General features: G+C 29.2%; 28 protein-coding genes, 2 tRNA genes and 2 rRNA genes. 26 read left to right on the forward strand and 6 right to left on the reverse strand.

Features of this window, described 5'->3' with window-relative positions; genetic code table 11:
• From GPX08_RS14095 to GPX08_RS14105, 3 genes are all read left to right on the forward strand, one after another.
• Positions 1–125 (forward strand): 23S ribosomal RNA (locus GPX08_RS14095); the annotation flags it as partial.
• An 86-nt stretch (positions 126–211) separates the two neighbouring features.
• Positions 212–328 (forward strand): 5S ribosomal RNA (gene rrf / locus GPX08_RS14100).
• Positions 329–333: 5 nt separating this feature from the next.
• Positions 334–409 (forward strand) — tRNA-Phe (locus GPX08_RS14105).
• A gap of 78 nt (positions 410–487) precedes the next feature.
• Here GPX08_RS14105 and GPX08_RS14110 read toward each other — a convergent pair.
• Complete coding sequence (locus GPX08_RS14110) at positions 488–940, reverse strand: thioredoxin-dependent thiol peroxidase (protein WP_156627443.1); 453 nt, start codon at positions 938–940, stop codon at positions 488–490.
• A 171-nt stretch (positions 941–1,111) separates the two neighbouring features.
• On the opposite strand from GPX08_RS14110, the gene GPX08_RS14115 reads away from it, so the two are divergent.
• Positions 1,112–1,858 carry a peptidylprolyl isomerase gene (locus GPX08_RS14115; protein ID WP_156627444.1) on the forward strand — a complete coding sequence of 249 codons (747 nt, stop codon included), beginning with the start codon at positions 1,112–1,114 and terminating at the stop codon, positions 1,856–1,858.
• Between the two features lie 80 nt (positions 1,859–1,938).
• Here GPX08_RS14115 and GPX08_RS14120 read toward each other — a convergent pair whose 3' ends face one another.
• A complete protein-coding gene (locus tag GPX08_RS14120) occupies positions 1,939–2,580 on the reverse strand; it encodes an HAD-IA family hydrolase (RefSeq protein ID WP_156627445.1) in 642 nt (213 codons plus the stop codon).
• A gap of 115 nt (positions 2,581–2,695) precedes the next feature.
• Between GPX08_RS14120 and GPX08_RS14125 the strand changes: the two genes are divergently transcribed.
• Positions 2,696–2,833 (forward strand): hypothetical protein, encoded by a 138-nt coding sequence (locus GPX08_RS14125; RefSeq protein WP_156627446.1) that lies wholly within the window; start codon positions 2,696–2,698, stop codon positions 2,831–2,833.
• A gap of 125 nt (positions 2,834–2,958) precedes the next feature.
• On the opposite strand, the gene GPX08_RS14130 is transcribed toward GPX08_RS14125, so the two are convergent.
• Positions 2,959–3,034, reverse strand: a tRNA-Pro gene (locus GPX08_RS14130).
• Positions 3,035–3,185: 151 nt separating this feature from the next.
• Between GPX08_RS14130 and GPX08_RS14135 the strand changes: the two genes are divergently transcribed.
• The 4 genes from GPX08_RS14135 (at position 3,186) to rsmI (ending at position 6,716) form a co-directional block, all read left to right on the forward strand.
• Complete coding sequence (locus GPX08_RS14135) at positions 3,186–3,491, forward strand: hypothetical protein (RefSeq protein WP_156627447.1); 306 nt, start codon at positions 3,186–3,188, stop codon at positions 3,489–3,491.
• Between the two features lie 240 nt (positions 3,492–3,731).
• Positions 3,732–4,943, forward strand: a complete 1,212-nt coding sequence (locus GPX08_RS14140) for a glycoside hydrolase (protein ID WP_156627581.1) — start codon at positions 3,732–3,734, stop codon at positions 4,941–4,943.
• Between the two features lie 175 nt (positions 4,944–5,118).
• The gene (locus GPX08_RS14145) at positions 5,119–5,868 is read left to right on the forward strand and encodes a methyltransferase domain-containing protein (RefSeq protein WP_156627448.1); all 750 of its coding nucleotides are present in this window, start codon (positions 5,119–5,121) and stop codon (positions 5,866–5,868) included.
• A gap of 2 nt (positions 5,869–5,870) precedes the next feature.
• Positions 5,871–6,716: a 16S rRNA (cytidine(1402)-2'-O)-methyltransferase gene (rsmI, locus tag GPX08_RS14150; RefSeq protein ID WP_156627449.1), complete on the forward strand. Its 846-nt coding sequence runs from the start codon at positions 5,871–5,873 to the stop codon at positions 6,714–6,716.
• A gap of 89 nt (positions 6,717–6,805) precedes the next feature.
• Here the strand turns inward: rsmI and GPX08_RS14155 are convergent, their stop codons facing one another.
• Positions 6,806–7,045 (reverse strand): AbrB/MazE/SpoVT family DNA-binding domain-containing protein, encoded by a 240-nt coding sequence (locus GPX08_RS14155; RefSeq protein WP_016207519.1) that lies wholly within the window; start codon positions 7,043–7,045, stop codon positions 6,806–6,808.
• Positions 7,046–7,492: 447 nt separating this feature from the next.
• Between GPX08_RS14155 and GPX08_RS14160 the strand changes: the two genes are divergently transcribed.
• The 3 genes from GPX08_RS14160 (at position 7,493) to GPX08_RS14170 (ending at position 10,751) form a co-directional block, all read left to right on the forward strand.
• On the forward strand, positions 7,493–8,083 hold the full coding sequence (locus GPX08_RS14160) for a DUF1836 domain-containing protein (protein ID WP_156627450.1): 591 nt from the start codon (positions 7,493–7,495) through the stop codon (positions 8,081–8,083).
• Positions 8,084–8,130: 47 nt separating this feature from the next.
• Positions 8,131–8,274, forward strand: coding sequence for a YvrJ family protein (locus GPX08_RS14165; RefSeq protein ID WP_156627451.1), 144 nt, complete (start codon positions 8,131–8,133; stop codon positions 8,272–8,274).
• A gap of 191 nt (positions 8,275–8,465) precedes the next feature.
• A complete protein-coding gene (locus GPX08_RS14170) occupies positions 8,466–10,751 on the forward strand; it encodes an ATP-dependent DNA helicase (protein ID WP_156627452.1) in 2,286 nt (761 codons plus the stop codon).
• 191 nt (positions 10,752–10,942) lie between these two features.
• Here GPX08_RS14170 and GPX08_RS14175 read toward each other — a convergent pair whose 3' ends face one another.
• Positions 10,943–11,821, reverse strand: a complete 879-nt coding sequence (locus tag GPX08_RS14175) for an aldose 1-epimerase family protein (protein ID WP_156627453.1) — start codon at positions 11,819–11,821, stop codon at positions 10,943–10,945.
• 235 nt (positions 11,822–12,056) lie between these two features.
• Between GPX08_RS14175 and GPX08_RS14180 the strand changes: the two genes are divergently transcribed.
• Complete coding sequence (locus GPX08_RS14180; RefSeq protein ID WP_156627454.1) at positions 12,057–12,896, forward strand: YihY family inner membrane protein; 840 nt, start codon at positions 12,057–12,059, stop codon at positions 12,894–12,896.
• A gap of 75 nt (positions 12,897–12,971) precedes the next feature.
• Positions 12,972–13,349 (forward strand): single-stranded DNA-binding protein, encoded by a 378-nt coding sequence (gene ssb / locus GPX08_RS14185; protein WP_156627455.1) that lies wholly within the window; start codon positions 12,972–12,974, stop codon positions 13,347–13,349.
• A gap of 219 nt (positions 13,350–13,568) precedes the next feature.
• Here the strand turns inward: ssb and GPX08_RS14190 are convergent, their stop codons facing one another.
• Positions 13,569–16,199, reverse strand: coding sequence for an MBL fold metallo-hydrolase (locus tag GPX08_RS14190; RefSeq protein ID WP_156627456.1), 2,631 nt, complete (start codon positions 16,197–16,199; stop codon positions 13,569–13,571).
• Between the two features lie 477 nt (positions 16,200–16,676).
• Between GPX08_RS14190 and GPX08_RS14195 the strand changes: the two genes are divergently transcribed.
• The 12 genes from GPX08_RS14195 to GPX08_RS14250 all read left to right on the forward strand — a co-directional run bounded on the left by GPX08_RS14195 (position 16,677) and on the right by GPX08_RS14250 (position 26,058).
• Positions 16,677–16,979, forward strand: coding sequence for a hypothetical protein (locus tag GPX08_RS14195; protein ID WP_156627457.1), 303 nt, complete (start codon positions 16,677–16,679; stop codon positions 16,977–16,979).
• A 54-nt stretch (positions 16,980–17,033) separates the two neighbouring features.
• Positions 17,034–17,405, forward strand: coding sequence for a holo-ACP synthase (locus GPX08_RS14200; protein ID WP_156627458.1), 372 nt, complete (start codon positions 17,034–17,036; stop codon positions 17,403–17,405).
• Positions 17,402–18,901, forward strand: coding sequence for an NAD(P)H-hydrate dehydratase (locus tag GPX08_RS14205; protein ID WP_156627459.1), 1,500 nt, complete (start codon positions 17,402–17,404; stop codon positions 18,899–18,901). The genes GPX08_RS14200 and GPX08_RS14205 overlap by 4 nt, the downstream gene beginning before the upstream one ends.
• A 47-nt stretch (positions 18,902–18,948) precedes the next feature.
• Positions 18,949–19,560 (forward strand): hypothetical protein, encoded by a 612-nt coding sequence (locus GPX08_RS14210; protein ID WP_156627460.1) that lies wholly within the window; start codon positions 18,949–18,951, stop codon positions 19,558–19,560.
• Between the two features lie 219 nt (positions 19,561–19,779).
• Entirely contained in the window at positions 19,780–20,022 is a 243-nt protein-coding gene (locus GPX08_RS14215; RefSeq protein ID WP_156627461.1) for a hypothetical protein, read from the forward strand.
• A gap of 8 nt (positions 20,023–20,030) precedes the next feature.
• Positions 20,031–20,384 (forward strand): PemK family transcriptional regulator, encoded by a 354-nt coding sequence (locus tag GPX08_RS14220; RefSeq protein WP_156627462.1) that lies wholly within the window; start codon positions 20,031–20,033, stop codon positions 20,382–20,384.
• Positions 20,385–20,649: 265 nt separating this feature from the next.
• Positions 20,650–21,474, forward strand: a complete 825-nt coding sequence (locus tag GPX08_RS14225; RefSeq protein ID WP_156627463.1) for a transketolase — start codon at positions 20,650–20,652, stop codon at positions 21,472–21,474.
• Positions 21,474–22,418, forward strand: coding sequence for a transketolase family protein (locus GPX08_RS14230; protein WP_156627464.1), 945 nt, complete (start codon positions 21,474–21,476; stop codon positions 22,416–22,418). Before GPX08_RS14225 ends, GPX08_RS14230 begins: the two co-directional genes overlap by 1 nt.
• A 221-nt stretch (positions 22,419–22,639) precedes the next feature.
• Positions 22,640–23,485, forward strand: a complete 846-nt coding sequence (locus GPX08_RS14235; RefSeq protein ID WP_156627465.1) for a DUF2179 domain-containing protein — start codon at positions 22,640–22,642, stop codon at positions 23,483–23,485.
• Between the two features lie 41 nt (positions 23,486–23,526).
• Positions 23,527–24,363 (forward strand): DUF2179 domain-containing protein, encoded by an 837-nt coding sequence (locus GPX08_RS14240; RefSeq protein ID WP_156627466.1) that lies wholly within the window; start codon positions 23,527–23,529, stop codon positions 24,361–24,363.
• A 128-nt stretch (positions 24,364–24,491) separates the two neighbouring features.
• Positions 24,492–25,178: a cell division ATP-binding protein FtsE gene (ftsE, locus tag GPX08_RS14245; protein WP_156627467.1), complete on the forward strand. Its 687-nt coding sequence runs from the start codon at positions 24,492–24,494 to the stop codon at positions 25,176–25,178.
• The gene (locus tag GPX08_RS14250; protein WP_156627468.1) at positions 25,168–26,058 is read left to right on the forward strand and encodes an FtsX-like permease family protein; all 891 of its coding nucleotides are present in this window, start codon (positions 25,168–25,170) and stop codon (positions 26,056–26,058) included. Before ftsE ends, GPX08_RS14250 begins: the two co-directional genes overlap by 11 nt.
• Positions 26,059–26,149 lie beyond the last annotated feature (91 nt).

Here is a 26,149-nt window from a genome sequence, read left to right on the forward strand (position 1 = left end):
ATGAGATTTCCCATAGCATAAGCTAGTAAGACCCCTTGAAGAACACAAGGTTGATAGGTCAGAGGTGTAAGTGTGGTAACATATTTAGCTGACTGATACTAATAGGTCGAGGGCTTGACCAATAAAAATTTGGAAATGTTAAAATTATTCATATGCAATTTTCAGAGAACACTCTGAAAAAAACAAATTAGAGATTTAGGATCTCACAGCATCTGGTGATGATGGCGTAGAGGAAACACTCCTTTCCATTCCGAACAGGAAAGTTAAGCTCTACAGCGTCGATGGTACTGCACGGGCGACTGTGTGGGAGAGTAGAACGTTGCCAGGTTGTAAGGCTCGATAGCTCAGTCGGTAGAGCAGAGGACTGAAAATCCTCGTGTCCCTGGTTCGATTCCTGGTCGAGCCACCAGAAAAAAAGCACTAACTCAAGTTAGTGCTTTTTTATATTATAATTTATTTAAAAATAGAAAAAGTAGAAGATAAACTTCTACTTAATAGTTTCAAGGACTTCTTCTATGTGACCTTTAACTTTGACTTTTCTAAATTCTTTTACTAAATTTCCATTTTCATCAATGATAAAAGTACTTCTTTCAATGCCTAAAGTTTTTTTGCCATACATATTTTTTTCTTTAATAACATCATATAATCCACATACGGTCTTATCTTCATCACTTAGTAAAACAAATGGAAGATTAAACTTTTCAATAAATTTATTATGTGAATTTAAGTTATCTTTACTTATTCCTAGTACAACTGCATTTAAGTCGTTAATTGTATTTATATTATCTCTAAAGTCACAAGCTTCTGTTGTACAACCAGGAGTATTATCTTTAGGGTAGAAATATAATATAACCTTTTTTCCTCTATAATCACTTAATTTATGATTTTTTCCATCAGATCCTGCTAAAGAAAAATCTGGAGCTAAGTTTCCTATTTCCATATAAAAAACCTCCTTTATATATTAACTTTATTATAATACTAATAATAATTATTATCAACAAATAATGTAATTTTGAGATTTTTATATTAATTATGCAAAGATAGTATATTTTATAGAAAACTTTGCTATAATGAATGAGATACTAAATTTATATTAAAAGGAGAATTATTGATGGAAGATAAGATTTTAGCTACGGTAGCTGGAAAAGAAATTAAGGAGTCAGATTTACAAAATGTGATTGCAAGATATCCTGAAGATAGAAGAGCATATTTTGCAACAGAAGAAGCAAAAAAGCAATTATTAGAACAATTAGTTTCATTTGAGCTAATCAATATATTAGGAAAAGAATTAAAGATAGACGAAACTGAAGAATATGCAGATAATGTAAAGCAAGCAGAAAAAGATATTTTAACTCAACTTACTTTAAATAAATTATTATTAGAAGTAACAGTTACTGAAGAAGATGCATTAAACTTCTACAATAACAACAAGCAATCATTTGCTAAGGCGCCTACAGTAACTGCTAAGCATATTTTAGTTGATGATAAAGAATTATGTGATCAAATTAAAAAGGAAATAGATTCAAATGAATTAACTTTTGAAGAAGCAGCTGTAAAATATTCAACATGTCCTTCAAAAGAAGAAGGTGGTAACTTAGGATCTTTCGGTAGAGGTATGATGGTTCCTGAATTCGAAGAAGCTGCATTTAATTTAGATTTAAATGTTGTTAGTGAACCAGTACAAACTCAATTTGGATATCATTTAATAAAGGTTGAAGGAAAGACTGAAGGAACTGAAAGTCCATTTGAAGAAGTTAAAGCTCAAATTATAAATAACTTATTACAAGAAGCACAACAAAGAAAATACTTAGATGTTGTTAAAGAACTAGAAAAGAAGCATGGTGTTACTAGAGCTTAGTTTATAGGATTTAATAGTATAAATATAATTGGGTTGTATCAAATTTAAAATAAATTTTGATACAACCCAATTAATTTTAATTAAAGTAATTCAGTAAAACTTTCTATATATCTATCAGATAGCTTTATTAAATCTTCTTTTTGGTTTTCTGAATGCTTATCATAAACAGAATAAACAGTCATTCCAGCAAGTTTAGCACCTTTAACTGCTTGTACAATATCTTCAAAAACTAAACAATCTTCTGGATTAACATTTAATTTCTTAGCTGATAATAAATAAATATCAGGATTATTTTTTGCTTTATTAACTTCTTCAGTAGTAGTTATAGCATCGAAATAGTCATATATTTTATTATTTCTTAAAACGGCTTCTAATAATGGAATTGAATTACTAGTTGCTAATGCAATTTTAATTCCTTTATTTTTTAAATGATTTAAATATGGAACAACACCATCTTTTAGTTTTATGGTATGTGAATAATGATTATGTGCCATTAGGTGCCAAGTATTAATTATGTCTTCTATCTTATCTTCTATTTTAAATCTTTCTTTAAAATATATTGCAGTCTCTGTAAGAGTAAGATGAGTTATTTCTTCTTGTAGATTTTTAGGAACTTCTAACCCAAAGTCATTTAAATACTCTTCATCTATTTGGGCCCATACGCCCATAGAATCAATTAAAGTTCCATCTAAGTCAAATATTACTGCCTTTATATTATTCATATATACTGCCTCCTTTTCGGTTGAATATTATTATAAGGATAAATCTATGTTAAAAGTCTTAAAAAGAATAACAATATCTCGCTATTTTCCATATAATGTTTTAAGGACGAATTATATGAAGGGGATAGGAGTTATGTGGATATTAATGTATTGTACGTATATTTCAATAATTCCAATTATATTAATTTTTTGTGATTCTATTGGAATTAACAATGAGTTTCAAGAATTTCATGATTATCTAGATTGTAAATAATATAATTTTATTTAATTCTTTAATAAGACAAGCTTATAATATATATATGGAATTATAAGAGCATAAGATTATGAAGTCTATAAAAGTAAAAAATCTTCTCAATAATTGAGAAGATTTTTTTTGTTTGGTCGGGGTGACAGGGATTGAACCTGCGACCTCATGGTCCCAAACCACGCGCGCTCCCATCTGCGCCACACCCCGAAGTACATTATAATTATAGTAACAATATCTAATTGTGTCAACACCTTAAAAGAAATTTGTTTTACATTATATCATAAAATTGATAAAATATTTTAAAATAAATGTTTAAAATATACAGATAAAGGCAAGTATTATAGTAGGAGGAAGAAGTGTGAAAATTACAAGCGTAGTTTTAATATTAGGTAGTTTAGGTTTCATATTAATGGGGTTAGTTTCATTATTAAGTAAGAAGATGAAAGATTACTTTAAAGAAAGTGGAGTGTATAATAACTCTAAAAAGTTTCTAGAATATAACGGCATATTTAATTTAATTATAGGAATTACAGGAGTTATATTTGGAATTCTAGATTATCTCCTATTAGATAAGTCTAGAATATTAATAATTTTGTACATAATAGTAATAGTAATTACATCGACAATTCAAAAAAAAGTATTAAAAAAGTATAGGAATTTTTAAATTAACCTTACTATATGAAAAATTTTGATATAAATTGAGGGCCATTAAAATATACTTAATTAAAGGAGTTTCCTTAAGATATCTTAATAAGGCGTATGAACTTAAATATGTATAGAATACATTTACATGCTCTAAATATCTCGATTTTTAAAAATTACCATTGTCCAAGCTTTTCATAAGTGTTATAATGGTAAAGTATCATATAGGGAGAGGGGGATGGTCGTCCAAGACCAATCATGTATGAAAAAGAAGATTTTATCAGTTGTTATTGCAGGAGCTTTAACATTAACTTCTATAACTCCAGTTTTTGCTACTCCTAATGAGGATGTTATAGAGAGCCAACAAAAGTATGACGAATTAAACGCAAAAATAGATGAAATACAAGGGAAGATATACAATCTAAATGAACAAATAGCTCCATTAGCGGAAGAGGTTCAAAATAACCAAAAAGAAATGGAGTCTATTAATGAAGAAGTTGAAAATACTAAGAAAGAAATCGAAGCTTCAAAAGTAGAGATTGAAGAAAAAGAAGAAGTATTAGGCAAAAGAGTAAGAGAGTTATATAAATCAGGTGGCCAAGGAAGTTACTTAACTCTATTATTTAGTGCTGAAAGCTTTAGCGATCTTATATCTAAAATTGATTCTGCTAGTAGACTTATTAATATTGATAAGAAAATAGTAGAGGAATTGGTTGATAATCAAGAAAAGCTAAATAAAAAGGTTGCATCATTACAAGAAAAATCAAATGAAATAGCTGAGCTTAATGAAAAAACTAATAAAGCATTAGCTGAATTTGAAGTAAAGAGGAAGGAACAAGAAAGCCTAATTGCAGAAGCTCAAGCTGAACAAAGTAAATTTGATGCAGAGTATTTATCTGTTGCTGAAAGAAGTTTAGTTGATCACCAAATGGGAATACTTGGATCTTCTGATGATCTTACAACCCTTCAAAGTGCTATAAGCCAATTAAGAAATATTAGAGATAATCAGCTTAAGAGCCCTATTGTTATTGAAGAAGTTAATAATGCTATAGAAAGTGCAAAAGTGAAAGTTGAAGATTTAAAAGCTCAACAACTAGCAGCTAGCACACCAAATAGAGGTCAAGGTTCTTCTGCTACAGGAAATGCTATAGTAGACTTTGCTTATGGATTAATTGGAACTCCATATGTTTATGGAGCAACTGGTCCAAATGCTTTTGACTGCTCAGGATTTACAAGTTATGTTTATAGACATGCAGCTGGGGTAGAGATAACAAGAACTACGTGGTCTCAATATTCTCAAGGAACACCAGTTTCATATGGTGAATTACAACCAGGAGATTTAGTATTTACTTATGGAGTAGATCACGTTGGAATATATGTTGGCGGTGGTCAATATATACATGCTCCTCAACCGGGTGACTCAGTAAAGGTATCACCTGTTCAAGGTTTCGTGGGTGCTAGAAGAGTACTTTAATTAAGAAGTTAATAATTAATTAAATATGAGCTCCGTCTTTTTGAGACGGAGTTCATTTTATGTTACAAGAATATTATGCTATAATTTAGTAAGATTTATTCATATAAAATAATATTTTTTATTTTTAAATTGTCTATAATAAAGATAAGTATAATTTAAATTTTAGAGGTAAATTATGAAGGAAAACATAGAGTTATTGCAAGATGAATCAATAGATGATTTACAGTTAGATAATTTATATCTAATTCAAAAAAAGCAAGGTTTCAGATTCGGAGTAGATGCAGTATTGCTTTCTAATTTCGCAAAAGTAAAGAATAAGCACAGGGTAGTTGATTTATGCACTGGAACAGGAATAGTTCCTTTTTTGACATATGGAAAGTATAAACCTAAAGAGATAGTAGGTATAGAAATACAAGAAGATATGGTAGATATGGCGTTAAGAAGTGCTAAGTACAATGAGATAGATGATATAGTAACTTTTAAGAATATAGATCTTAAAGATCTAAAAAGTTTAAGTGCTTTGGGAACTTTTGATGTATTAACTGTAAATCCACCATATAAGTTAAATAACTCTGGGATAGTGAATCCAGATGATAAACTAGCTATTGCAAGGCATGAAATAATGTGTACTTTAGAGGATGTTATAGCGGCATCTCGAAAGCTTTTGAAGGATAACAGTAGGATGTTTATAGTACATAGACCTGAAAGGTTAATTGATATATTTGAACTTATGAGAAAGTATAAAATTGAGCCTAAAAGAGTACAAATGGTTCAACCTAACATAAATAAATCTCCTAATATAGTATTAGTTGAAGGTCAAAGAGATGGTGGAGCATTTTTAAAGTGGGAAAAACCTATTTATGTTTATAATGAGGATGGATCCTATTCTGATGATATTAACAAGATATATGGAAGGGAGAGATAATTATGGAGTTAGGTAAGCTATATTTGGTTCCTACACCTATTGGTAACTTAAAGGATATAACTTTAAGAGCTTTAGAGGTTCTGGAGTCAGTAGATGAGATAGCAGCAGAAGATACAAGGCAAAGTTTAAAATTACTTAACCATTTTGATATTAAAAAATCGTTATTTAGCTATCATAAGCATAATGAGCAAGGTAAGAGTTCTAACATTATTGAGAAGTTAAAGAGTGGAACTAATATTGCTTTAATTACTGATGCAGGTACACCAGGTATATCTGATCCAGGAAGTGTTATAGTAGAGAAATGTATAGATGAAGGAATACCTTTTGAAGTTCTACCAGGAGCTACAGCTATAACAACAGCATTAGTTTATTCAGGTATCGATACTACGAAATTTATATTTAGAGGATTTCTGCCTAGAGAAAATAAAGATAGGGCTCCAGTTATAGAAGAAGTAAAGAGTGCTAGAGATACATTGATTTTCTATGAAGCTCCTCATAGATTAATTAACACGTTAAGTTACCTAGTGGAAAACTTAGGTGATAGAAGGATTGCAGTATGTAGAGAGCTTACGAAGCTTCATGAAGAGATTTTTAGAGGAACTATATCAGAATCTATAAATTATTTTACTGAAAATAGACCAAGAGGTGAGTTCGTTCTAGTAATTTCAGGTAGGTCAGATGAAGATATTAAAGCAGAAAAAGAATCTCAATGGATAGATTTAAGTATAAAAGAACACCTAATTAAGGTTATATCTGAAGGGATAGATAAAAAGGAAGCTATAAAGCTAGTAGCTAAAGAAAGAGGTTTAGCTAAAAAGGATGTTTACAAACACTCTATGGATTTATAGTGATGTTTACAGAAATATAATAATAAATATGTTGATTAAATTTTAAAACCCCTATAAATTAATTATTAGGGGTTTTAAGCTTGAAGTTATTATTTCTTTAATTCGTTAAGACAGTTCTTACAGATGTTCTTACCTTTGTAGTTAACAACATCTCTAGCGTCTCCACAGAATATACAAGCTGGTTCATATTTCTTTAATATGATTTGTTCACCATCTACATAGATTTCTAACGCATCTTTTTCTGCGATATCTAATGTTCTTCTTAATTCTATTGGAATAACAATTCTTCCAAGTTCATCTACTCTTCTTACAACTCCAGTTGATTTCATTACACATCCTCCTTAAAACAAGTTTCGACATCTTGCATCGTTAATATTACTAAAAATGTAATTTAAAGTCAATATAAATTCATAAATATTTTCAAAAAATACATATTTTTTAAAATTATTCATTTATAACTACAATATACTACCATAAATTAGAAAAGTCAAGACGATTCAATTAAATTTCCAAAAAAATAGCAAAAAAATGTAGAATGGCTTGTCTACTAATTTATAGCTCTTATCCTAATATAATAAGAGAATTATATTAAAAAATTATTGATAAAATAAGAAAAAAATGTAAATAATATTAATATAGCTGAGTTGTTAATAGTTTCTTAACAATTTTATTGAGAAAAAGTATTAAAATGGAATTATAGAGATAAATATAACTTGTAATAAGTTTATATATACTATATAATTTAATTAATAATATAAGTTTAGAGGTGAATATATATGGTAAAAAAAATAGATACTAACTATATAACTGAAGTAGCTGAAGAAATGTCTAATGGTAACATGGTAGGCTACGATGATTTGCCAAAGTATGATCTTTTTTTATCACAAGTTATAGATTTTTTAAATGATAAGTTTATTGAAGATAAATATACTAATAATATAGTTCAAAACTATATTAAAAGTGAAGTAATTAGTAAACCTGAAGACGGTAAAAAGAGAGGGTATACTAAAATACATTTAGTTCAATTAGTATTATTAAGCTATATGAGACCAGTCTTAACTACAGAAGAAATAAAGAAGGTCTTTAGCTTAGCTTTTAATGAAATCAATGATAGATCAGATGACATAATATCTTGGGAAAATGCTTATAAGATATTTTCAGAAACTCAAAGTGAAAGTTTTAAAGATTTTTTAAGCAAGCCAGTTGTTGATGAAGAAAAGCTAGACAATATAATTTCTGAATTAAAATTAAATGAAAAAGATGAGAATAGTATAAGAACGTTTGTAATAGTTATGTCTTTAATTGCTCAAGCTAGTGCAATAAAGAAGTTAGTTCAAAAGATAGTTAATGAATATCATTCAGAATAATTTTTGTAAGATCACTACTATAGCATATATAATTAGAGGGTGATTTTATGAATGAATTAGTTGAAGTAATATCTAATATAGGATTTCCTATAGCGATTTCTTTATATTTATTGATTAGAATAGAAGGAAAGCTAGAAAGTCTTACTACTAGTATTAACAACTTATCTCAAACCATTAACTCAATTAAGTAGTTAATTAAGAAGGAGCTTGGTATATATAATATGCATAGCTCCTTTTCTAATTTATAAAATAAAAATATTTATAGGGTCTGTTTGTAATGTGGTATTAAGTTTGATATTAGATTTATTTTAGTACAAGTAGATTTTATTTATCTAATATTAGCCTTATAATATACTTAAGTAAAAAGTAAGGAAAGAGCTTTATGAGTAAGAAGATAATAGTTAAAGAATCTGTTAGAGGGATAATTGAATATATTTTAAAAGCAGGAAGTATTGATGATAGATTTGTTGGAAGCACAAGAGCTGTTGAAGGTACTATTGCTCACCAAAAACTTCAAAGCAATAATGAGAAAATATATGATAACTATGAAAAGGAAGTAAGACTTAGTGAGGAATTTGAGATAGAAGATGTTACTTTAATAGTAGATGGAAGAGCTGATGGAATTATTATAGAAAATGGAGATGTCTACATTGAAGAAATAAAGTCTACAATGAGGTCACTTATTTTAATAGATGAAGATTATAACATGCTTCATTGGGCTCAAGCAAAGTTTTATGCCTATATTTATGCTTTTCAACATCAAATGGAAGAAATAAAGGTTAGATTAAGTTACTTTAATATAGAGACTGAAGAAGTAAAAAGCTTTAATAAAAGTTTCTCATTTGAAGAACTTAGGGAATATGTATTTTCTATTATTGAAGAATATAAAAAATGGGTTATTTTAAAATCTAAATTAGTAGCTGATAGAAATAAAAGCATAATGACATTGCAATTTCCGTTTGAAAAATATAGAGCAGGACAAAGGGAACTAGCAAAAGCTTGTTTTAATACAATAAGAGAAGGATCAGTATTATTTGCTCAGGCTCCAACAGGTATAGGCAAAACTATATCTACAATTTTTCCTGCTATTAAGGCATTAGGAGAAGATAGAGGAGAGCGTATAGTATATTTAACTGCAAAGACTATTACTAGAACTGTTGCTGAAGAGGCAATGAATAAACTTAAAAGTAAAGGACTCAATTGTAGGAACATTACTTTAACAGCAAAAGAAAAAATTTGTTTCAAAGATAAATCAATATGTAATCCTGAAAACTGTGAATATGCTTTGAATTATTATGATAAGGTTAATAACAGTATTTATAATATGTTAAAAGAAGAAGATACCTTCACTAGAGAGAATATAGAGAAATATGCAAGGAAAGATGAGCTATGTCCTTTTGAACTATCATTAGATTTAAGTCTATGGTGCGATGTAATAGTATGTGATTATAATTATGCTTTTGATCCAAGAGCAAAACTAAAAAGATTTTTCGATGAAGATGTTGATAAGAATATATTACTTGTGGATGAAGGACATAACCTTGTGGATAGATCAAGAAATATGTATAGTGCTGAAATTTATAAGGAAAAGATATTAAGTGCTAGCAAAGCAGTAAAGGGAAAGGCTCCTAAATTATATAAGAGCTTAAATTCAATAAATAAGTATCTTATAGAAGTAAGAAAGGAACTACAGGAAGCGGAAGTAAAGACTATTTATAAGAAAGATCAGTATAAGGATTTAAATAAGCTTTTAAGACTATTTATAAATGAGTGTGACGAATATCTAGTTAAATCAATAAATACTGAGGGCTATGAGGAGATAAGGGATTTATATTTTGAAATAAGATCATTTATAGCCATTTCTGAAATATATTCTTCCAAGGAATATGTAACATTAGTTGAAATTAATAAAAATGATGTGAAAGTAAAATTATTCTGTGTGAATCCATCTAAGAATCTATCTAAGATTATTCAAGGATCACACTCAACTACAGTTTTTTCTGCAACATTAACTCCGATAAAATACTATATTGATGTTCTAGGTGGAGATGACAAGAGTTATAGGATGAAGCTACCATCACCATTCAAAAAAGAACACCTAAAGGTGTATAGTAATCCTCTTAATATGAGATTTAGTCAAAGAGAAAATAATATAGATAAACTTTGCAGAATAATAAATAGATTTAAAGAAGAGGAATCAGGAAATTATATGGTATTCCTTCCTTCATATCAGTATTTAAATAAAATGTACTCAAGATATTGTGAACTTTATGGAGATAAAAATACTATATGTCAAAATGAAGTGTTAAAGGAAGAAGAAAGAGTTGAGTTTTTAAATAATTTTAAAGATGATAGTGAAGTATTAGCATTCTGTGTTATTGGAGGAGTCTTTTCAGAGGGGATAGACTTACCTGGAAAAAGGTTGATTGGATGTATAATAGTAGGAGTTGGATTCCCTAGGATATCAAATGAAGGAGACATAATAAGAGATTATTATGAAGAGAATGGATTTGATTATGCATATATATATCCAGGAATTAATAAAATTATGCAGGCTGCAGGACGAGTGATAAGAACAGAGGAAGATAAGGGAAGAATACTCCTTATAGATGATAGATATTCAACCATAAAGTATAAAAGTCTTTTACCTGCTGAGTGGGAACTTTAGTAATAAAATGCGAAGCATTTTATTAATTAAGAATTAAAAATTAAAAATGAAGAATTAAGGATGTTTTGCACAGCAAAACTTAAATTTAAATTGGTGCAAAGCACCTTTTATTCAAAACTCCTAAGGAGTTTTTTCCTCAATTCTTCATTCTTCATTATTAATTTTTCATTATTTTGCTTCGCAAAATTTTATTATTTAATGTATAAGTTGTAGCTTGCTTTGAATTCGCTTCCTATAGATAATTTTTCTATAGCTGATTTTTCTTTAATAGTACCTTTGAAATCTTCAAAGTCTGCATGGCCATACCAAGGTTCTATACATACAAAAGGAGCGCCAGTAGGCTTAGTCCATATTGCTAAGTAAGGGAATCCTGTAAAGTCCATAGATAATTCTCTATTATTTTTCTTAGATTTAAGAGTTATTAAATTAGAGTCTAAATTTTTAAATACTAGAGCATCATTTTTAAATAAATCTAAGGAAAGATTGATAGTATTTTCGTTATTTAAGCACTCAGATTCAGTATTTAAGAAATAACCTGTATTAGGATTTAAATTCATAGTTTTTTTAGATTCATTCTTATTAAATTCAAAGTAATAATCATCAAAGCTTTCATTTTCGAAGAATGGACACATAAAGGCTGGATGACCACCTATTGAGAAATAAATATCTTTATCATCTAAATTTTTAACAGAGTATCCTACCTTAACACCATTTTCTAAAAGTTCGTAAGAAAGCTTTAATGAAAATTTGTATGGATAAACTTTTAAAGTATCTTCTGACCATAATAGTTCAAATACCACATGGTTATCATCTTTCTCTACCATTTCAAATTCTCTAGTTCTCGCAAGACCATGTTGAGGAAGCTCATATTCTTTATTTTCAGCTAAATATTTTCCATCCTTAACTTTACCTACAATAGGGAAAAGAATAGGAGAGTGATATTTCCAATACTTTTCATCACCATTCCATAAAAATTCTACATTTTCTTTTTTACTTAAAAGACTATTAAGTTCTCCACCAAAGGTACTAGCAATAATTTTTATATCTTCATTTTCTAAAGTATATTTCATATAAAAAACTCCTTTCATACATACTAGCCTATTGAAAATTATACTATAATGGATATTAATTAGAAAGAATTTTAAATTAATTACAAGATGTTATATATGTATTTGAGATAATAAGAAACCATAAGTTGTAAAATATTAATAAAAAGATATAATAAATAGGTATCATATATAAAGTAATACGATATAGATTATAATAATAGTAATTAACTTAGATTAATAGAGATGTGGTGATTTAATGAATAATGAAAATATGAATAATAAATCTCTTTTAGATAAAATAGTATTTTTTATTGTAAAAGTAAATAATGATGATATTTTTGCTTTAGGGGCACAACTCGCATACTATTTAATGTTAGCATTTTTCCCATTTTTACTCTTTTTATTAACTGTAGTTGGGTTTAGTAAGCTTAATGCATCAGATATATTAGACGGTCTTAGCACTATTTTACCAACTAGTGTATATAGTTTAATAGATACAACTGTTGTAGAGGTAGTAGAAACACAAAATGCTGGATTATTAGGAGCTTCATTAGTACTTACAATTTGGTCTGCTTCTTCAGGTTTTAGGGCGGTTATAAAAGGTTTAAATAAAGCATATGATATTAAAGAGAAGAGAACCTTCATTAAAAGAGCGATTGTAGGAATTATTTTTACACTTGCTTTAGTTCTAGTAATAATGCTTACCTTGGCAATGCTGGTATTTGGAGAGATAATAGGAGAACACCTACTTAGGATTTTCCCATTTAAAGAAATAATAAAGAATATATGGAATATAAGCAGATATCTTATAGTAGTATTCATGATGGTGCTAATTTTTGCATCTATTTATAGATATACTCCTGCAAAAAAGATTCCATGGAGAGAAGTTTATCCTGGTGCGATAGTAAGTACATTAGGATGGATAATAGCATCTTTAGGATTTTCATATTATATAAACAATATAGCTAATTATTCAAGACTTTATGGAAGTGTAGGAGCTGTATTTATCCTGATGACATGGCTGTATATAACATCAATGATTCTTATTGTTGGAGCTGAAATTAATTCTGTATTTAAAATAGGAGTCAAAAAGTAATAAATTTTATAAAATATGAATAGAAAATACCTAACTGGATATAATCAAAGAAGAAATATTCAGGAGGTGTAATTTATGAATAAAATTGTATTATTAGGAAGATTAATAAGAGACCCTGAACTTAGAAGCCTTGAAGATAGTAATAAGGTTTTTACAAAGTTTATTATTGCTGTAGATAGAAACTTTAAGTCTCAAGATGGAACTAGAAAGGCAGATTTAATACCTGTTACCATTTGGGGAAGAAAGGCAGAAGTAGTATGTCAATATATGAAAAAAGGAAGCTATATTAGCTTAAGTGGAAGATTAAGAACAGGCAGCTATGAAGATAAGGATGGAAGTAAAAAGTATATTGCAGAAGTAGTGGCTGAAGATTTTAAATTTGTGGGAGCTAGAAGAACTGAAAAAGAAGAAAGCTCTTATGAAGAGGATATAAACACAACTGCAACTAATTAAGCTTAAAATATAAATTTAAATAAATAGTAAAAAAGGATTGTCTAATTATTAGGCAATCCTTTTTTATTATTTAATTATATTGTATAAGTGTAATTATTAAATTTATAGACATTACAAATAAAAAATTTAATCAAAGTAATTCTGAAAGGGTTGAATCACTCATTATCCATTATTAATTACTCATCTTACATTAAAAAGAAGCTGCCTAAGCAGCTTCTTTTAGATAGTTCCTTTACTTAAAACAGTAGCTTTATTTTCTCTGTTTTGTATACCTTGAATTATTTTAACAGAAGAAGTTATATCTCCTATCAAGATACCACCAACAAGGATACTGTTGTTAAAGAATAATTTAGCATATTTATTATTTAAGCTATCAACATAACCTATCTTTTCTAAAGCTGGGTCATCGAAGTTAACAGTACCAGCAGAGAATACTTGAGTATCCATTGCTTGGAATACTGTAGATGATACGAATTTTTCAAATTTAATATTATCACCAGTAGCATTAGCGCCTGCAACCTTACCCATCTCTATAGCGGCTGGCCAGTTACCATAGTAAACTCCATCGTATTCTGCAACGTCACCACAAGCAAATATATTATCTACATTTGTCTTCATGTATTGGTCAACTATAACACCTCTGTTACATTGAACACCTATAGGCTGAGCCAAGAATATATTAGATCTTACTCCTACTGAGAAGATTACAGTATCTGCTTCAATTACTTTACCACTCTTTAGTTTTACTGAACTAACACTATTAGAATCAGCAGTGATGTAATCAACAGCTTCGCCTAAAAGAACTTTAACAGGAGTCTTATTAACAAGGCTTTCAAATAAAGCAGATCCATCACTATCTAATTGTCGTGGAAGCATTCTTTCTGCTAATTCAACTACAGTAACATTGATGTTACGCTTTTGAACTTCCCAAGCAGCTTCTAAACCAAGTAAGCCTCCGCCAATAATTAATACATTCTTTGAATCAGTTAAGTCTTCTTTTAATGCCTTAACATCGCATAACTTCTTAATAGTATGGATTCCATTTACACCATTATAAGTCCAAGAGTTAATTTCAGTTTCTGAACCATCAATAACTACCTTAGTAGGAGGAACAAAGTTGTAACTTCCATTAGCTAGGATTAACTTATCATAGCGAATACCTTGTCCGTTATCTAATCTAACAGTCTTAGTTTCTCTATCAACAGTATTAACATTAGCACCTAAGATTTCTATAATATTATTTTCTTTATACCAATTAGATCTAGCTAAATAGAATGACTCTGTTATTTCTTCAGTGATTAAGTCTGAAAGCTGAGTTCTAACATAAGAGTGAGTATCTTCATTAGAAACTAATTTGATTATAGCACTAGCATTTCTTTCTTTAATTGCTTTAGCAGCATAGAATCCAGCAGCACCATTACCTATAATTACATAGGTTTCTTCTTTATCTATAGAGTAAGTAGTAACTTCTCTCTTAATTTCAACAAATTGATCACTACCAGCACCACATACTGGACAAATTTCTGGAACTGTTTCAGATTCGAATATTTCTCCGCATATTACGCATTTCCAAAGTTTTAATCCACCACCAGTTGAAGGTGTGATTTCTTCAGTTTTAGGAGCTTCATTTATAGGTTCTTTCTGACCTAATAGAACTTCTCCAAATCCTAATCCATATTCAAAAGCTTCATTTAATTCATCATCAGATGGTTTAAAATTAATTTTTAAGCTTGGACCATATGATTTCATATTTAATTCTTTTAGTCTAGCTTCCATTCTAGGAATAGCTTCACCACTCCATCCATATGAGCCAAAGGCAGCACATAATTTTCCACCATGAACTACTGGATTAAGTTTAGATAAAACATCACGAACAGGTTCTAATAATTCACCAACGATAGTAGGTGAACCACATAATAATCCTTCAGATTCTCCGATGCTATTTACTATATCACCAATTTCATGATGAATAATGTTAAATAATCTTACTTCTATGTTACCAGCAGCTTCAATACCTCTAGCTATCTCTTTCGCTAATGATTCAGTATATCCATAAGCTGAAACATATGGTATTGTAACAAATTTCTTAGCATCAGCTGGAACTTCTTCTGGAGTACTCCAGGTTCTGTAGTATTCTACAATTTCCCATGGATTTTCAACTAAAACTGGACCATGACCAGGTAAAATCATATCGATATCTAAATTTTCAATCTTTTTAATTGCTTTTAATACATATGGTTTGTATGGTCCGAAAATACAATCAAAGTAGTATTTCAGTGCATCCATATAATTTTCTTTGCTTTCTACCTTACTATTTATAATAGCTTCAGAAGAATAGTGAGATCCGAATGAATCACATGTAATTAATACATCATCCTCTGGAATATAAGTGTAAATAGAATCTGGCCAATGTAAGAATGGAGCTGAAATAAATTCAAGAGTCTTATTTCCTAAGCTTATTGTATCTCCATCACCTACAGTAATAGATTGAAAATCTCTATTTGCAATTTTTTTCATAAATCTTATTGCTGGAGCAGAACCTACAACTTTAGCATTTGGTGAAATTTCTAACAACTTAGCCACTGATCCGGCATGATCTGGTTCAGTATGGTCTACTACAATATAGTCAATTTTTGTTATATCTACATCTAAATTTTTTAATCTTTCTATATATTGATCAAAGAATTCAACCTTAACTGTTTCGAATACAGCTGTTTTTTTACTTCCCTTTACGACGTATGAGTTATAGCTTGTACCGTAAGGCGTATACATAATAATATCGAAAATTCTTAAGTTCGGGTCAAGAGCTCCGACCCAGTGAATATCTTTTTTTAACTCTAATGATTTCAAAACTAACACCTACCTTTAAATTAATATTAATTAATAACTATTATCATAAAATTATTATATGTCTAATTATTAACAATATCAATAATAATTTAAAATATTTTACAATTAATTTGTATATAATTAAGATTTTTTTTGAGAATATTTTCAATTTACTATTAAAACGAATACAAAAATCATATTTCAAAATAATGCATATATCCTTATCTTTCATAAAAGAATAAAAGCTTGATTTTACAATTTTTTATTTTAATCAGGCAATATATGTAAAAATGAAAATAGTTATAATAAAAAGTTTATATAAATTAAATATTTTAAGAAAAGAAATTATTAGAATGTGAATTTTGTAGAAATGTAAGGAAATATTTTTGCTGAAGTAAACCACAGTTTGACATAGTTTTAAGGTTTTCTGTGATATTGTTTTAAATATAGAGGGGAATAAGCATTATTTAAGAATTAACGATAGAAGGAGTGAATAATATGAAGGTTGTTAATAGTTTATACACTAGTTTGAAAAATGAGGACAAGGAAATAAAGTACTTATACAGACTTACTGAGGAATCCTATAGAGATGGACAAGCATTTGGTATTGAAGTAGAAAGACAAGATATTGTTGATGGTAATGTAATAACTATTGAAAGAGATTATATTGGGAAAATATCTACAATAGAAGATAAAGTAAGAGAGTTGTTATCATTAATTCATAATTATCAAGTATCTCCTGTCCACTTAGTTGACATATTAGGTGAATATGTTGACAATTACGTAATGGATTTTAATTAAGACTATAGGAAATGAAATCACAAATATAGTAAAATATATTAAAGGAGTGATTTTATGATTTTAGGAGTGGGGACAGATATTATTGAAATTGAAAGAATTAAAAATGCAGTAGAAAATACTAAGGGGTTTCTCGAGAGTATATTTACAGATAAAGAAGTTGAAATGTTTAAGTCAAGGGGGATGAGATTTGAAGTTATAGCTGGAAATTTTTCAGCTAAGGAAGCAATAAGTAAGACTTTAGGTACAGGTGTTAGAGGATTCTCACTAAAAGAAATTGAAGTTTTAAGAGATGAATTAGGAAAACCTGTAGTTTTATTAAGTGATAATATTAATAGCATAATAGGAAAGGACTATAAATTAAACTTATCTATATCGCATAATAGAAGTAATGCAATAGCTTTTGCTGTATTGGAGGAAGCTCTATGAGGATAATGTCGGTGGATAAGTGTAAGGAAATAGATAGATATACTATAGAAGAGGTTGGAATACCTGGACTAGTTTTAATGGAAAATGCAGCAGGTGAGGTATGTGGAAATATAATTAATTATGGGGATAAATTTTTAATATTTTGTGGAAATGGGAATAATGGTGGGGATGGATTAGCCATAGCTAGAAAGTTATTAATAGAGAATAAAGATGTAACTGTAGCTATAGTTAATAGTGATGATAATTATTCAAAGGATTTCTTGGTTAATTTAGATATTTTAAAAAAGCTTACTAATAGCATAATCTATATAAAAGAAGATGGGGACATAGAAAGTTTAAAGAATAGAATTGAAAAATATGATGTGGTAGTAGATTGTATTTTTGGGGTAGGGTTAAATAGGCCTCTAAATGATTTTTATATTAAATTAATTAATAATATAAATAAAGAATCAAGATGTATAGTTAGCGTAGATGTACCTTCTGGGCTAAATGCTAATTCAGGAGAGATAATGGGAGCCTCTATAGTAGCTGATATTACTTATACTTTTGAAGTGATAAAGAGAGGGTTTATAGAGTATAAGGCGTTAAGTTATTTAGGAAGGGTAGAGGTTTTGAAAATCGGTATTCCAGAGTTTGTTAAAAAAATTAATAGTGATGGTATAAATATACTAGATAAAAAAGATTATAAGGAAAAATTATTAAAGAGAAATGTATACGGTCATAAAGGAAGTTATGGAAGGGTTGCAATACTAGCAGGATCAAAGGGCTTTACTGGGGCTGCGTATATTTCAACTGAGGCTTGTGTGAAATCGGGGGTAGGACTAACTACATTAGTTACTAAAAATTATGTGCAAGATAAATTAAGTAGTAAGTTAATAGAAGCAATGACTTCAGATATAGAAGATCAAGAGGCAAGCGAAGAAGTGCTAAAGTCATCTAAAGTTATTGCAATAGGACCTGGGATTTCTAAAGAAAAAGTATATGTAGATACTTTTATGAAACTAATAAGCTATGGAGATAAATTCTTTGTAGTAGATGCAGGGGCTTTAGATATAGTAAAAGATAATGAGAGTATAATTAATGGTTTAAGAGGGAGAGCTGTGTTAACACCACATCCAGGGGAGATGGCAAGGCTTATAGGTAGATCAATAGACTATGTAGAGAAGAATAGAATAGATATAGCTAAAAATTATGCGAAAGAAAAAGGGATCATAATTTTATTAAAAGGATATAACACTGTAATAACTGATGGGGATAATGTTTACATAAATAATACGGGAAATAGTAAAATGGCATCTGGGGGTATGGGAGATTGCCTTACAGGAATTATTGCAGGATTATTAGCTCAAGGGCACTCACTTTTAGATTCTGCATTACTTGGAGCATATATTCATGGACTTGCAGGTGAGGAAGCATCAATAGATAAGTATTCTACTACAGCTTCTGAAGTGATAGAAAATATACCTAAGGTTATGAACTCTATGAATAAATGTTAATAAAAAGTAATATTAGTAATAATGAGTAATTTATAAGAGGAGCATTTATGAGAAAAAAATTATTACTAGTATTTTTAGTATCTATACCTGTAATCTTAATTTCTTTAGTGATTATATTAAGATTAACAGCAGAGCCGACTAATGAGGAAATAATAAAAGCTTTAAAAGAACTTAAAGCTTATAAAGCTAAGGTAGAATTTGTCGTTATTAACGCTAGAGACGAAGAAAGACAAGAGAATGTACAATATTACATAAAAGATACTGGTGGAAGAATTGACTTTGGGGAATATAGAACAAAAATATATAAGGATAATAAAGTTTTAGTTAAAGATAATATTTCAAATAAAGAATTCTATATGGAAGATAGAATGGACGACCTATATTCTTTAAGTTTTTTAAATAATCTTTTATCTTATCCTATTGATGAAGATGGAATAAAAGAAGGACAAGAAGAGTGGGGAGATACTGAATATATAGAATTCACAAGTGAACTATTTTTAAACAACTATAACTTAAATAAAGTAAAGATTTTTATAGATAAAAATGAGAAGGTACCTATTGGAGCTATTGTCTACGATAGGAATGATAATGATAGAGTGAGAATAGTTTATAAAGATTTTGAAAAGTTAAAGCAATTAGATCAAGAATTAATAAATTAAAAATAACCAGTTCAATATTTAAAATTACTATAAAAATAAATTAAAAAAATGGTGTACATAAGCATGTAAGTTTTTATGAGAGGGATGGAAATGTTTAAATAGAAAAAATTATATAAATTAAATAAATAATCAAAAAATTAAACATAAGTTTTGACAAAGAGACGTAATTTGCAATATAATTTACTTATACATAGATCTTTTACTACCTGGAGGCAAATTATGTCTAAAAAAGTCAATAATATACGCTTTGTAAAAAAAGTCGTGGAAATTAAAAAAAACAGTCAATTTCTTGATTATTCTTTAATAGAATATAATGAAGATCAATTAAATATGGATATTTTAGAAGTTATGAAAGAAGGCTACGAAGAAATGGCTAAAATTAATTTAGAGCTTTCACAGCTTCCTTTTGAGTGCGAAAACGCAAATATTGATGAATATGAGAACTGGCTTTGCGGAGTGTGATATTTCTAATGACAAATATGGTAGTAAAAAGAGGGGATATTTTTTATGCAGATTTAAGCCCGGTAATAGGTTCAGAACAAGGTGGAATTAGACCAGTTATAATAATTCAGAATGACATTGGGAATAAATATAGCCCGACAGTAATTGTTGCAGCTATAACTTCTCAAATAAATAAAGCTAAATTACCAACTCATGTTGAAATTTCATCTGAGGAATATGGCTTAAATAGAGATTCAGTAGTATTATTAGAACAGTTAAGAACCTTAGACAAAAAAAGACTAAAAGAGAAAATAGGGCATATGACAGATTCAGATATGAAAAAAGTAAATAAAGCTCTATTAATTAGTTTGAGCTTAGCGTAAAAAGTAGTACTAATTAAAAATTTAGTTAATATTTGAGTATATTAAATACTTAAGAAACCCTTATAGGGTTTCTTTTATTATATAAACTTAAAAGTCAAAGTGATATACAATTAGTAAATAGTATAACACTTTTGATAAAAAAACCTTATTTTTAATAAAAATAAAGGTTAATAGTATATACAAATAAAAAATGTTGTGCTAAAATAAATTTAGTTAAAAAACGGCACACTATGTACTAGTAAATATAATCTTAGGAGGATGAAAGATGAGTAAAAATGTTGAAGAATTAAAGTCCATTGCTAAAACTATTCGTAAGGATATAGTTTCTATGTTGACAGAATCATGTTCAGGACACCCAGGTGGATCACTATCTGCGGCTGATATCCTAACTACATTATATTTTGGAGAAATGAATATTAATCCAGAAAATCCTAAGGACGAAAATAGAGATAGATTTGTACTATCAAAGGGACATGCAGCGCCAGTTTTATATAGCGTTTTAGCTAGAAAGGGATATTTCCCTGTAGAAGAATTAAATACATTAAGAAAAATTAACTCAAGATTACAAGGACATCCAAGTATGAAGTGTCTTCCAGGAGTAGATATGTCTACAGGATCACTAGGTCAAGGTATCTCATCAGCTGTAGGTATGGCTTTAGCAGGTAAGTTAGATAAGAAAGACTATAGAGTTTATACACTTTTAGGTGATGGAGAGCTTGAAGAAGGTCAAGTTTGGGAAGCAGCTATGTCAGCAGCTCATTATAAGCTTGATAATTTAACAGCTTTTGTAGATTTTAATGGACTTCAAATAGATGGAGATATAACTAAGGTTATGAATCCTTCACCAATTGACAAGAAATTCGAGGCTTTTGGTTGGAATGTACTAGTAATAGATGGACACAATATAGATGAAATATTAGATGCAATTGAAAAAGCAAAGAACTTCAAAGGTAAGCCAACAGTTGTTGTTTGTAATACTGTAAAAGGTAAGGGCGTTTCTTTCATGGAAAATCAAGCTTCATGGCATGGTACAGCTCCTAACAAGGAACAATGTGAACAAGCGTTAGCAGAAATTGGAGGGGATAAATAATGAGTAAGAAGATTGCAACAAGAGAAGCTTATGGAAAAGCATTAGCTGCTTTAGCTGATGTAAATAAAGATATAGTAGTTTTAGATGCTGACCTTTCAAAGTCAACAAAAACTGCAGATTTCAAGGCTGTTTGCGAAGAAAGATTCTTTAATATGGGAATTGCAGAAGGAAATATGATGGGTGTTGCTGCAGGTTTATCAACTTGTGGAAAGATACCATATGTTAGTACTTTTGCTATGTTTGCAGCAGGTAGAGCTTTCGAGCAAATAAGAAATTCAATTTGTTATCCTAAACTAAATGTTAAGGTATGTGCAACTCATGCTGGATTAACAGTAGGAGAAGATGGTGCTTCACACCAAGCTATAGAAGACTTATCATTAATGAGAAGTATTCCTAACATGACAGTAATATGTCCAGCTGATGCAGTTGAAACTGAAGCTGCAATTAAAGCTATATCTGAATATAATGGGCCTTGTTATGTAAGATTAGGTAGAGCGGCAGTAAATGTAATAAATGATGCAAATACTTATAAGTTTGAAATAGGAAAAGGTGTAACTTTATCAGAAGGAAATGATGTAACAATTGTTGCAACAGGAATAATGGTAGATGTTGCATTAGAAGCTAAGGAAGAGTTAAAGAAAGAAGGCATTAATGCAAGAGTAATTAACATACATACATTAAAGCCAATAGATAAAGATATATTAGTTAAAGCAGCTAAAGAAACAGGGGCTATAGTAACTGTTGAAGAGCACAGCATTATCGGTGGATTAGGATCTGCTGTAGCTGAAGTTTTAACTGAAGAAGTTCCAGTACCTGTATTAAAGGTTGGAGTTCAAGATGTATTTGGAGAAAGTGGATTACCAAATCAATTATTAGAGAAGTATGGATTAACATCTTCTAATGTAGTCCTAAAGGCAAAGAAAGCAATTTCTCTAAAAAAATAAATTAGTTTACTATATAAATTTAAATAAATCACTAGGAATAGCTATATTTACCATTAAGCTGTAGAATAATTTTCTACAGCTTTTTGCTTTAAAGTAAATACAACTAGTTAAAAAAATATTATAATATTTATAGACTAAGTACATATATTATGAGATTATAGTGGGATAGAAAAGTATAATTGAGGGAAAATAATAGAGATTCTCTATGAAAGGAGATTTATATGAGAGAAAATATTAAAGACTATTTACTAATAATTACTGGAGTTTTTTTAGTTGCTATATCATTAGAGTATTTTTTCATACCTAATAATATTGCTGCAGGGGGACTAACTGGTTTAGCTATAGTAATTAATCATTATATACCAGCAATTTCTACTGGGCCTTTAGTATTTATAATGGATTTATTCTTATTTATAATTGGATTTATTTTTCTTGGAAAAAATTTTGGAGTTAAGACAATAGTATCAAGTTTTAGTTTAGCAGGTATGATGACTATTATTGAGAAGTTTTTTGAACCAAAAGCAGTAACTAATGATTTGATGTTGGCTGCTATATTTGGTACTTTAATTACAGCAATTGGTATGGCTATTGTATTTAATGCGAATGCTTCAACAGGAGGAACAGACACTATAGCGAAGATATTGAATAAATTTTTTCATATAGATATAGGAAAGTCTTTATTAGCAGTCGATTTTATAGTAACCTTATTAGGGGCGATTACTTTTGGAATAAATATAGGTCTATATGGATTACTTTCAGTAATAATTAATGGAATTGCTATTGATAAAGTTATAGAAGGTTTCCATGTTTGTAAGGAAGTAACAATAATAAGTGCTAAGAGTGATGAAATTGGTAAATTCATAATGGATGAATTAGAGAGAGGATGTACTTTCTTGAAAGGAATCGGGGGATTCACAAGTAAAGATACTTATGTGTTATATACGGTTTTAGGGAGAAGTGAGTTTATTAAGCTTAAACAACATATTAGTAAAGTTGACCCTAATGCATTTATAACAGTTGGAGAGGTGCATGAAGTTATGGGAGAGGGATTTAAAAATATCCAATAACCTTTTAATATACTATCTATTTTAAGGAGAATAATATACATATGGAAAAATTAAAAGAATATTTTTTAGCTACTGTAGGAGTGGCGATAGTTGCTTTTGGATTAGAATATTTTTTCTTTCCATTAGATATAGCAGCAGGTGGAGTATCAGGATTAGCTTTAGCAATTAATCAGTTAATAGACATTAATCCAAGTATACTAGTTTTTATATTTAATATTTTATTATTTGCTCTAGCCTTTTTCTTAATAGGAGGTTCTTTTGGAGCAAAGAGTATTTATGCTACAGTAATGATGTCGGTAATAATGTGGATTTTTGAAAACTTTTTAAATCCAAGAGCTATAACAGATAATATGGTATTAGCTTGTGTATTTGGTTCAGCAGTATTAGCTTTTGGGACTGCAATTACTTTTTATCAAGATGCATCCACAGGTGGAACTAGCATAGTTGCTAAAATTATTAATAAATATTTTCATTTACCTATAGGCCAAGGATTGTTATTAGCAGATTGTACTGTAACTTTATTAGCTATTTATTCTTTTGGCGTTGAAAAGGGGCTTTTTGGACTTCTAAGTGCTATATTAATAGGGAACTTAGTAGATAAATTTATTGCAGGGATAAACCCTGTTAAACAAGTATTTATAATTACTAATAAAGAAAGGCTTGTGGTAGATTTTATTAATAATGGTATTGATAGAGGATGTACAATTTTAACTGGTAAAGGCGGATATACAAAAGAAAACATGACTGTAATATATACAGTTTTATCTTCTAAGCAGTTTATTACACTAAAGCAGTTTATAAAACATAATAATCCAGAGGCATTTTTAACTGTAAGTGAATCAACAGAAGCATTAGGGGAAGGATTTAAAGATTATTAAAATATTAAAAATATGGATTTAATTTAGAATAAAAGTAGAAAAAAGTTTTTCCTTAAGCTTTGTTATGCTATAATAACGCTATAGGTTTAATAGCTTTAAAAATACGCTTATGTGTGAGGTGTTAGAGAATGATAGAATTTAAAAACGTATCTAAGCTATATGATAATAATGTTAAAGCATTATCTGATGTAAATATTTCTATAGAATCTGGAGAATTTGTATTCTTAGTTGGGCCTTCTGGTGCAGGTAAATCAACTTTTATAAAAATGTTAATTAAGGAAACTGAGCCTACAGTTGGGGAAATTGTAGTTGCAGGTAAAAAGTTGAATAATGTAACAAGAAAACAAGTACCTTATTACAGAAGAAAGATAGGGATGGTTTTCCAAGACTTTAGACTTATTCCTACTTTAAACGTTTATGAAAATGTTGCTTTTGCTATGAGAGTTGTAGAGGCTCAGCCTAAGGAGATCAGAAAAAGAGTTCCTATGGTACTATCTCTAGTTGGACTTTCACATAAGTATAAGATGTTCCCAAATGAATTATCTGGTGGAGAACAACAAAGAGTAGCTTTAGCTAGAGCTATTGTAAACAACCCTTCAGTTTTAATATGTGATGAGCCAACAGGTAACTTAGATCCTGAGACTGCAAATGAAATAATGGATCTTTTAGAAGATATAAACAGAGCAGGAACTACTATTTTAATGGCTACGCATGCTAAAGACATAGTAAATAATATGAAGAAGAGAGTTATTGCTATTGAGAAGGGTGCTATAGCAAGAGATACAGCAAGGGGGATGTACGAAGATGAAGTTTAATACATTAAAGTACTTTTTTGTAGATGCATTTAAGAGTCTTAAGAGAAATAGAACCTTAAGTATTGCAGCGATGATAACTGTACTAATAACATTCTTTATATTTGGTACATTTATGCTTATTGGGCTTAACTTTAATAAGGCTATAGAAGATGTTGCTTCAAAAGTAGAAATTAAAGTTTATTTAAATGATGATATTAAATTAATAGATCAAAGAGAAGTAGAGCTTAAGTTAAATGAACAAGAAGGCGTTAAGGAAGTTGTTTATGAATCAAGAGAAGAAGCCTTCATAAATTTTAAGGAAAACTTAAAAGATAGTCCAGGATTATTGCAAGGGTTCGACTTACAAAACAATCCACTTCCAAGTGCATTTATAGTTAAATTAGAAGATCCTAGTTATGCTGAAGGGATTGGAGAAGCTGTAAATGAAATGTCTGGAGTTGAAAGTATATCCAATCAACAAGATATGATTGAGACTATAAGTTCATTTATAGATGGAGTTAGAATAGCTGGTTTAATTTTATTTGTAGTATTTATTGGAGTATCAATATTCTTAATAACTAATACTACTAAGATTACTGTTTATTCAAGAAGAAGAGAAGTTGGAATTATGAAGTTTGTAGGAGCTACAGACTGGTTTATCAGATGGCCTTTTATAATAGAAGGTATGATAATCGGATTTGTAGGATCATTATTGGCAAGCTTACTATTATACTTCCTATATAAAGGTATATTTGGTTATATAGTATCTACTATGTTCTTAGTATCACTAGTTCCACCAAGCTTTGTCTTAGGAATTTTAACTTGGGCATTCTTAGCAGGTGGTATAGTAATAGGTGCCTTAGGAAGTATAGTTGCTTTAAGAAAATTCTTGGATGTATAAAGTTATTAATAAAAAGAGAGAATAAATTATATACTTTAAGTGGAGAAATTTCTCCACTTAAAATATTATTAAGAGAAATTTTTACTGATTA

The sequence above is a fragment of the Clostridium tertium genome, assembly GCF_902652255.1.
Classification (GTDB): Bacteria; Bacillota; Clostridia; order Clostridiales; family Clostridiaceae; genus Clostridium; species Clostridium tertium_A.